Genomic DNA, 6,464 nt, shown 5'->3' with positions numbered 1-6,464 from the left:
GTATTGCAAAATTTTTAGCAATTAAACTTGGCAATTCTTCGACCACGTAACTGTACATTTGATAATGTGAATTCCAAGGTTCTTCTGTTGCATCTAGATAAAACCCTGCTCCTGTTCCAAAGTCCCAATTTTCGTCTTCACCAGGTATGCTCGTATTTCTAGGACTAGTATCAGGTACAACTAACATTAATCCATGTTCTGCGGCATATTTTTGTGCCCCAGACTTTACCATGAAATTCTCTTCTGTACAGGTTAATCCAGATAGGAAATATAGTACTGGAACATCTCTAAATTTTGCTTGGGGTGGGTGATATACGGCAAAACGCATATTGGTTTTGCAGGTAGTTGATAAATGGGAATAAAAGTTTAGTCTCCCACCAAAAACTTTGTATTCATTGATGATATTAAGAATAGACATAAGTCTTTATTCCTCTTTATTTAAGTTCTTTTTCTTAGCCTTCCATTTTTAATCTTTTTTATATCTTCTAGTTCCCTAATAGAGCCTAATCACCCATTCTTATTAGCTATCTTTCTTCTCTCTATTATTTATTCTACAAGACTATGTGATATTTGTAGTGCAAAAATTATAATATTTCCAAATTGGCTATATTTAAATCAAAAATATCGAATTTATTAATCAGAATTTTTATAATCTCTTTTTAAAAGAGAAAATATTTTTAAATTATGAAATTCATCTTTCCAAAATCCAAATTCTCTGAGAACTCCCTCTTCAATAAAACCTAGCTTTTCTAGCAAAGCCATTGATGCTATATTTTCTAACATCACCGTAGCTTCAATTCGGTTTAATTCTGTATTTTCAAATGCGAATTCAATTATAGCAGCTAATGCTTCTGACATAATTCCTTCTCTCCAATAGGCTTTAGTCAGTTCGTAACCGATTTCCGCACAAAAGAGTGGTTTACCCCAAAAACGATAACCACAAGTACCAATAATTATATTTTCATCTTTTTTGGCAATCCCCCAACGAATTCCTTTTCTAGTTAAAAAACGGTCATTCCAGTTATTAATTAGTTTTCTTGCCCGTTCAATATTTGTAAATGGTTCGGCATCATAATATTTCAAAACATCTTGGTCGGAAAAAAAATTGAACACTGCTTCTGTATCTGATACTTTTATTTCTCTTAATATGAGGTTTTTTGTTTCGAGTTGAGGAAATTTATCGAGCATATTAGTTACTACTAAGACTAAGAAAATTATTACTCTTTACTTTGACATGGAAATTAATATCTATAATTAACAATATTTCTTAAATTAAATTATTTTTTCGGAAAATACTGTAAATATTTACTTAATATTTATTTGTGAAAATATACGTAAGGTGTGTTACGCTGCCGCTAATATGTTCTACTGAGCATTTAAAAGGTATGTGATATTAAAGTTATAAAACTATTTGAATTAAAAGATATTGATTTATTTTAAACTTTTGAGCAAAAATATTGAAGAATAGGGGTATTGTATTTAAATGCCCCTATTCTTTATGATTAACAACCCTAAACCAACCCTGAATCATTTGTATATTCCATATCCAATTATTGTTTGACTCCAAACTATTGAACTAAATTTAGCTATCTAAATTGGGCAACGTTTGAGTAGGTTGCGAATCATATTATCTTTAACCATGAGTAACCGTGATGCTTGAACTAATGTTTCAACCATTTGCTCATGTGTCATATTATGTGCGGATTCTTCCATCATCCGCATTTGAAATTGCTGTTCTAAAGTTAATTGAAAAGCTTCGCTATCCATAACAATCTCCTGTTTAATATTTTGTAAGGTTTCATACCATATTAGTGGACTTAAATCAATATACATTTCGAGGTTGTAGTATTACGGATTTCATTTGTAAAATTAGCAAAAATGTAAAAATTTAGATATCTCCGACTTTCTTGGTAAGGTTGAGGATTGTTAAGCTTGTGATGTGTTCCTTGTTTCCTATCCTTGGTAGGATTAAGGGAGAGTAAAATTTTTTAAATATATTTAAATATATACATTTTGTTATGACTGCTTCTCAAGTAACTTTGTCTTCTTTAATAACGATCGCACAACAAACCCGTTTGGCTGCGTTGCGGTTAGCTGTGCTTGCGACTGAGGAACGAAATGCAGCGATTGAGGCGATCGCACAAGCGTTAGAATCGGCTCAAGATGATATTTTACGGGCAAATATTGCAGATTGTGAAGCTGCGATCGCGGATGGAATTGCGAAACCACTTTATAAGCGGTTGCAATTGGATGAGCATAAGCTACGTGATGCAATTAATGGTGTGCGAGATGTTGGTAAATTAGTCGATCCGATTGGTGCGGTACAGGTTCATCGCGAAATTGATACAGGGTTGATTCTCAAGCGCATAACTTGCCCTTTGGGGGTTTTGGGTATAATTTTTGAAGCACGTCCTGAAGCTGCAATTCAAATTGTATCATTGGCGATTAAGTCGGGGAATGGTATTATCCTCAAGTGCGGGAAAGAGGCTGTCGGTTCTTGTGAAGCGATTGTCAAAGCTATTAAAAAAGGACTTTCGCAAACTGCTGTGAATTCTGATGCTGTGGAGTTGTTGACAACCCGTGAACAGACTTTGGAATTATTGAAGTTAGATAAATATGTCGATTTAATTATTCCTCGTGGTTCTAATTCTTTTGTGCGATTTGTACAGGAAAATACTCGTATTCCCGTACTTGGACATGCTGACGGGGTTTGTCATTTATATGTTGATTTCGCAGCAGATATTAATAAGGCAATTCGTATTGCAGTTGATGCCAAAACTCACTATCCTGCTGCATGTAATGCGATTGAAACAATGTTAGTTCATGCTGATATTGCTGCAACCTTTTTACCTCAAGTTGCCAAGGCATTACAAGGATTAAATGTAGAGTTAAGAGGATGCGATCGCACTTGCCAATTTTTACCAGAAATCACTAAAGCAACCTCGATTGACTGGGAGACTGAATATAGTGATTTGATTTTAGCTGTGAAAATTGTTGATAATTTGGAGGAGGCAATTATACATATTAATAGCCACGGTTCTAAGCATACCGACGCAATTATTACCGAAAATACCGATAATGCGACTACATTTATGTCGCTGGTAAATGCTGCTGGTGTATATCATAATTGTTCGACTCGCTTTGCTGATGGTTTTCGCTACGGATTTGGTGCTGAAGTTGGTATTAGCACGCAACAAATGCCACCACGTGGACCTGTTGGTTTAGAAGGTTTAGTTACTTATAAGTATCAGATGACAGGAAATGGTCATATTGTCGCTGATTATACTGGAGAAGAACCAAAATTATTTACTCATCGCGATTTAGATTATTAGTTATACCAATTTAATATAAAGACGCAAAAAATAACCCCACCGCCTGTGGCACCTCCCCTTAGTAAGGGGAGGTATGGAGGGGTCAAATAATATGTGGTCTCACATTAGAATTGATATAACCAAATAACCAATAACCAATAACCAATAACCAAATAATTAATAATTGATAACCACTTGCTCAAAAATGTGCAAGGATTAACATAATTAGAAAGCATTTCCGAAAAGTTGGATATTTGAGCGTGCCGAAAGCAGGCATTATTTATAACGATGTAAAGCCGATAGCGGAACGTGTCGCTATCGAGATTAAAGACAAACTCACCGCGTCTGGTTGGGAGGTAACTCTGGCAACTGGTGTCGGTGGGATGTTGGGCTATCCAAATCCCCATAGTCCTATTTGTCACACCCCAATTGATGGTCTTACACCCCCTGGTTTTGACTCTGAGATGAAGTTTGTAGTGGTTTTGGGGGGAGATGGCACTGTACTTGCTGCTTCGCGGCAAGCTGCTCCTTGCGGGATTCCCCTATTAGCGGTAAACACTGGTCACATGGGTTTTTTAACAGAAACCTATCTTAATCACTTACCTGAAGCGATCGAAAAGTTGATTGCGGGTGATTATGAAGTTGAAGAACGGATAATGCTGACAGTCAAGGTATTTCGGCAAGAAAATGTCTTGTGGGAAGCCCTATGTTTGAATGAAATGACTTTACATCGGGAACCACTGACTTCCATGTGTCATTTTGAGATTGTAGTTGGTAGCCATGCCCCTATTGATATTGCCGCAGATGGGGTCATAATCTCCACTCCAACTGGCTCAACAGCTTATTCTTTGAGTGCGGGTGGTCCCGTAATTACTCCTGGTGTACCTGTGTTACAACTAGTACCAATTTGTCCCCATTCTTTGGCATCGAGGGCTTTGGTATTTCCAGATAGCGAACCAGTAAATATTTATCCTGTAAATACACCACGTTTGGTGATGGTGGTGGATGGAAATGCGGGTTGTTATGTTTTACCCGACGATCGCGTATATTTGGAGCGATCGCACTACTCAGCAAAATTTGTACGCTTGCAACCACCGGAGTTTTTCCGCATCTTGCGCGAAAAATTAGGTTGGGGATTACCACATATTGCCAAACCCTCATCGGTGGAATTACCTTGAATGCCCAATCCCTAACAGCATATTTCTGACTTTGAGGGGTCTAACCCTCAACCAATCTAGATGAAGCGAGTTTATAATTGCGTTTTTTGAGCAAAGCTTGGTATTTACTGATACCCAAAATAAAATCAGCCCGCCAAATTGGATATCAAGTTAGATATCAAATGGGAATTGTGCCTCTTTGACTTGTAGGTAACAAACAGACAAAGCTTGGAATTTTGGGATAATTTTGTTCTCCTGGGTATACATCAGAAATGCTTTGTATTTTGCCTAAAAGTAACGTAAATAGGAGAAATTTTATATGACTCGTAATAATGGCTGGATTGGTAACAAGCACAATAATAACCAACGCTGTCCAATTTGCTGTGTAGTTCCACCCCATATGCTAGAAAAGGTGGCAACCAATGGTAATGAACAGCAACGGGATTGGGCTTTTCAGACTTTGACTCTATCATCTGAGTTTCGTGGACGACGTAAAGCTGTAGGAAACATCAATTTTGCGGTTTCTCCAGGGGAAAAACGCCGCACAATCTACGATGCGACAACGATGGAAAAGCTTCCTGGTAAGCTAGTACGTGCAGAAGGAGACCCAGCTAGCAGCGATGAAGCGGTAAATGAGGCTTATGATTATGCTGGTGCTACTTTTGACTTTTTTAACGAAGTGCTGGAGCGTGATTCAATTGATAACAAAGGATTGCGACTTGATTCGACGGTGCATTATGGGGTGAAGTACGATAACGCTTTTTGGAATGGCGACCAGATGGTTTATGGTGATGGTGATGGGGAGCTATTCCAGCGTTTTACCAAATGTATTGATATTATTGCCCATGAGTTGACCCACGGTGTCACGCAATATGAAGCTAGTCTCAATTACTCTGGTGAGTCTGGTGCTTTGAATGAGTCGATGTCCGATGTTTTTGGTGTTTTGGTGAAACAGTGGGTTAAAAAACAAACCCCAGACCAAGCTGATTGGATTATTGGGGAAGGGTTATTTACCGAAAAAGTCAAGGGTGTGGGTATCCGTTCGATGAAGGAACCGGGAACGGCGTATGATGACCCCATATTAGGTAAAGACCCACAACCTGCACATTACAAAGATATTTATGTGGGGATGAAAGATAATGGTGGGGTGCATATCAATTCTGGTATTGCTAACCGGGCTTTTTATCTGGCATCAATGGAAATCGGTGGGTACGCTTGGGAGAAAGCTGGCAAAATTTGGTATGTGGCATTGCGCGATCGCTTGCGTTCTAGTTCCAATTTTAAAAGCGCTGCTGAAATTTTAGTCCAAGTTGCCGGAGAACTTTATGGAGATGGCAGCAACGAACAAAAAGCGGTTCAAAATGCTTGGGAACAGGTTGGAGTCTTGACAAAGTGATATTTTACCCGTAGAGACGCAACTGCCAGAGTGCGATCGCATCTCTACGATTTTTCTCTGATTCGCTTTGTGTTGATTTGTAATTATTGTCACTGTGTCAATATTTTACATAATTCACAACTTTTTTAATTCTATATGCTCGTTTTTCTATAGCTAGGAGATAATATAATTATTCTCTCGGTCTTTATTGTTCTTTAGAAAACAGCATAATATGCGAGTATATTTAGAGCGAACTGGTGGTTTTGCGGGTATGCCACGAACAACAAAAGTTGATACGGCAGATATATCCCAAGAAACTGCCAAACAACTCCCACAACTCTTACAAGAGTCTGATTTTTTTAATTTACCTGCTTACATCGATTCCCCGAATCCTAAACCCGACCGATTTAACTATATGTTAACAGTCGAAGCTGATGGGAAAACTCATACTGTCAGCGTTGGCGAATCAGGTGTTCCAGAAAATCTCAAACCACTGATAAGTTGGATTAATAGTGCTGCAAGAACTGAAGTTTAAAATTTGATTTGGGGATTGGGCATTGGGCATTGGGGATTGGGCATTGGGGATTGGGCATTGGGGGAACTAAGCACTCACAATTAATA

The 6,464-nt window shown here is 38.2% G+C and carries 7 protein-coding genes; 4 read left to right on the top strand and 3 right to left on the bottom strand.

The features are described 5' to 3' along the window. The 3 genes from CK510_RS24265 to CK510_RS24255 form a co-directional block, all read right to left on the bottom strand. A partial coding sequence (locus tag CK510_RS24265; RefSeq protein WP_245912402.1) for an alpha/beta hydrolase-fold protein occupies positions 1-418 on the bottom strand: 418 nt, incomplete at its 3' end. Positions 419-633: 215 nt separating this feature from the next. Beyond that, positions 634-1,188 (bottom strand): GNAT family N-acetyltransferase, encoded by a 555-nt coding sequence (locus tag CK510_RS24260; RefSeq protein WP_095724117.1) that lies wholly within the window; start codon positions 1,186-1,188, stop codon positions 634-636. A 402-nt stretch (positions 1,189-1,590) separates the two neighbouring features. Then, positions 1,591-1,767: an NblA/ycf18 family protein gene (locus CK510_RS24255; RefSeq protein WP_095724119.1), complete on the bottom strand. Its 177-nt coding sequence runs from the start codon at positions 1,765-1,767 to the stop codon at positions 1,591-1,593. 251 nt (positions 1,768-2,018) lie between these two features. Between CK510_RS24255 and CK510_RS24250 the strand changes: the two genes are divergently transcribed. The 4 genes from CK510_RS24250 to CK510_RS24235 all read left to right on the top strand — a co-directional run bounded on the left by CK510_RS24250 (position 2,019) and on the right by CK510_RS24235 (position 6,378). Next, on the top strand, positions 2,019-3,332 hold the full coding sequence (locus CK510_RS24250) for a glutamate-5-semialdehyde dehydrogenase (protein WP_095724116.1): 1,314 nt from the start codon (positions 2,019-2,021) through the stop codon (positions 3,330-3,332). Positions 3,333-3,571: 239 nt separating this feature from the next. After that, positions 3,572-4,489, top strand: a complete 918-nt coding sequence (locus tag CK510_RS24245) for an NAD(+) kinase (RefSeq protein ID WP_095724115.1) — start codon at positions 3,572-3,574, stop codon at positions 4,487-4,489. A 298-nt stretch (positions 4,490-4,787) separates the two neighbouring features. Further along, positions 4,788-5,864 carry a M4 family metallopeptidase gene (locus tag CK510_RS24240; RefSeq protein ID WP_373695829.1) on the top strand — a complete coding sequence of 359 codons (1,077 nt, stop codon included), beginning with the start codon at positions 4,788-4,790 and terminating at the stop codon, positions 5,862-5,864. Positions 5,865-6,075: 211 nt separating this feature from the next. Then, a complete protein-coding gene (locus CK510_RS24235) occupies positions 6,076-6,378 on the top strand; it encodes a protealysin inhibitor emfourin (protein WP_095724114.1) in 303 nt (100 codons plus the stop codon). Positions 6,379-6,464: the final 86 nt, after the last annotated feature.

This window comes from Brunnivagina elsteri CCALA 953 (assembly GCF_002289455.1).
GTDB lineage: Bacteria > Cyanobacteriota > Cyanobacteriia > Cyanobacteriales > Nostocaceae > Brunnivagina > Brunnivagina elsteri.
Note: the sequence above shows the minus strand (reverse complement) of the source record. Positions and strands in the feature narration are given on the sequence as shown.